The organism is Bergeriella denitrificans NBRC 102155 (genome assembly GCF_001592185.1).
GTDB classification, from domain to species: Bacteria; Pseudomonadota; Gammaproteobacteria; order Burkholderiales; family Neisseriaceae; genus Neisseria; species Neisseria denitrificans.
Map to the genome: position 1 here is coordinate 1 of NZ_BCWL01000301.1, position 1,730 is coordinate 1,730.

2 protein-coding genes are annotated in these 1,730 nt (G+C 56.1%); both read right to left on the bottom strand.

Annotated features, from left to right (window positions below; all coding sequences use genetic code 11):
* Positions 1–22: 22 nt before the first annotated feature.
* Positions 23–508, bottom strand: a complete 486-nt coding sequence (locus tag BDE01S_RS10360) for a group II truncated hemoglobin (protein WP_066081251.1) — start codon at positions 506–508, stop codon at positions 23–25.
* A gap of 69 nt (positions 509–577) precedes the next feature.
* The gene (mraY, locus tag BDE01S_RS10365) at positions 578–1,660 is read right to left on the bottom strand and encodes a phospho-N-acetylmuramoyl-pentapeptide-transferase (RefSeq protein ID WP_066081254.1); all 1,083 of its coding nucleotides are present in this window, start codon (positions 1,658–1,660) and stop codon (positions 578–580) included.
* Positions 1,661–1,730: the final 70 nt, after the last annotated feature.

Below are 1,730 nucleotides of genomic sequence, written 5' to 3' on the forward strand. Positions count from 1 at the left end.
AGGCCGTCTGAAAAATCAATTGCTACTCAAAAAAGCCTTGCACGCCGTATTCCGCCAACACCGCTTTCAATTCCGGTATCCGCGCTTCGGGCTCGCCCATCATCGGCGGTTGCGGCGGAGGGAAGTCCGGCTCGTGTTGATTGCGCATCCAGTCGCCGAGGGCAAACAGGCGGATGAGCATGGCTTCGGCGTAGTTTTTCTCTACCGCCAATTCGCTTAAGGCTTGGGCGAAGCAGGCAATCCATTGGTTGCGCGTCTGCATATCCACTTGAAACGGCATATGCCGCTGGCGCAAGCGCGGGTGGCCGTGCGCCTCTTCATATAAAGGCGGCCCGCCGAGCCAGCCGCTGAGAAATTTGTACAGGCGGTCGCGGGCGTAATCCAAGGTTTCGCCGTGGGTTTGGCGCAGTTCGGCGTATTTTGGCTCCAAGTCCATCAAATCGTAAAAGCGGGTCACGATGTCGCCCACGCCTTGTTCTGCGCCGAGTAAGTCATAAAGTGTGGTCATTTTTCAGACGGCCTTTTTATCGTCGTTTAACAAGGAATAATACGCCCAGCCCGCCCAGCCGTGCGGCGTTTAACGCAGTTTCAGGCTGCTCAGGCCGATTAAGACCAATACGATGGTGATAATCCAAAAGCGCACGACAACCTGCGTTTCTTTCCAGCCTTTTTGCTCGTAATGGTGGTGGATCGGCGCCATCAGGAAAATGCGTTTTTTGGTGCGCTTGTACCAGCCGACCTGCAGCATCACGGAAATGGCTTCGACCACAAACAGGCCGCCCATAATCACCAAGACAAATTCCTGACGGATAATCACGGCTACCGTACCCAGTGCCGCGCCCAGCGCCAATGCGCCGACGTCACCCATAAATACTTGCGCGGGATAGGCGTTGAACCACAAAAAGCCCAAGCAGGCGCCGCACATCGCCGCGCAGAAAATCACGGCTTCGTTTGCGCCGCTGACATAAGGCAGCTGCAAATAGCGGGCAAATTCGGCATGGCCTGTGGCGTAGGCAAAAATCGCCAAGCCGCCGGCCACCAACACCACGGGAAACGCGGCCAAACCGTCCAAACCGTCGGTCAGGTTGACGGCGTTGGAGGTGCCGACGATGGTCAGATAGCTCAACACCAAAAAGCCGACCACGCCCAGCGGCAGGGCGACTTGTTTAAAAAACGGCACAATTAAAATATCGTTGGCGTTGCTGCTGGCCAGGAAAAACAGAGCCAAACCCGCGCCGAGCGCAACGGCGGTCTGCCAAACCATTTTGAAACGCGCCGATACGCCGTTGTGATCTTTATAGACGACTTTGCGCCAGTCGTCGTAAAAACCCAATGCGCCGGTGGACAGCAATACGGCTAGCAAAATCCAAATATACGGGTTCGCCCAGTTGCCCCACAGCAAAGTGGACACGGCAATGGCGGTCAGAATCAGCGAGCCGCCCATGGTCGGCGTACCGTTTTTCACCAAATGGGTCTGCGGGCCGTCGGTGCGCACGGCTTGGCCGACTTTCAGCGCGGTCAGTTTGCGGATGGTCCACGGGCCGAGCAGCAGGGAAAACGCCAGTGCGGTCAGTGCCGCCATCACTGCGCGGAAGGTGGTGTATTGGAATACGTTCAGTGCGGAAAACCAGTCGCTGAACCGGGCAAGCCATAAAAACATAGGGGGGTCTTTCTTATTTATCAGTTTGTATCGTCATTGAAAATAAGCATGATACCGCGTTGCTGCGCCC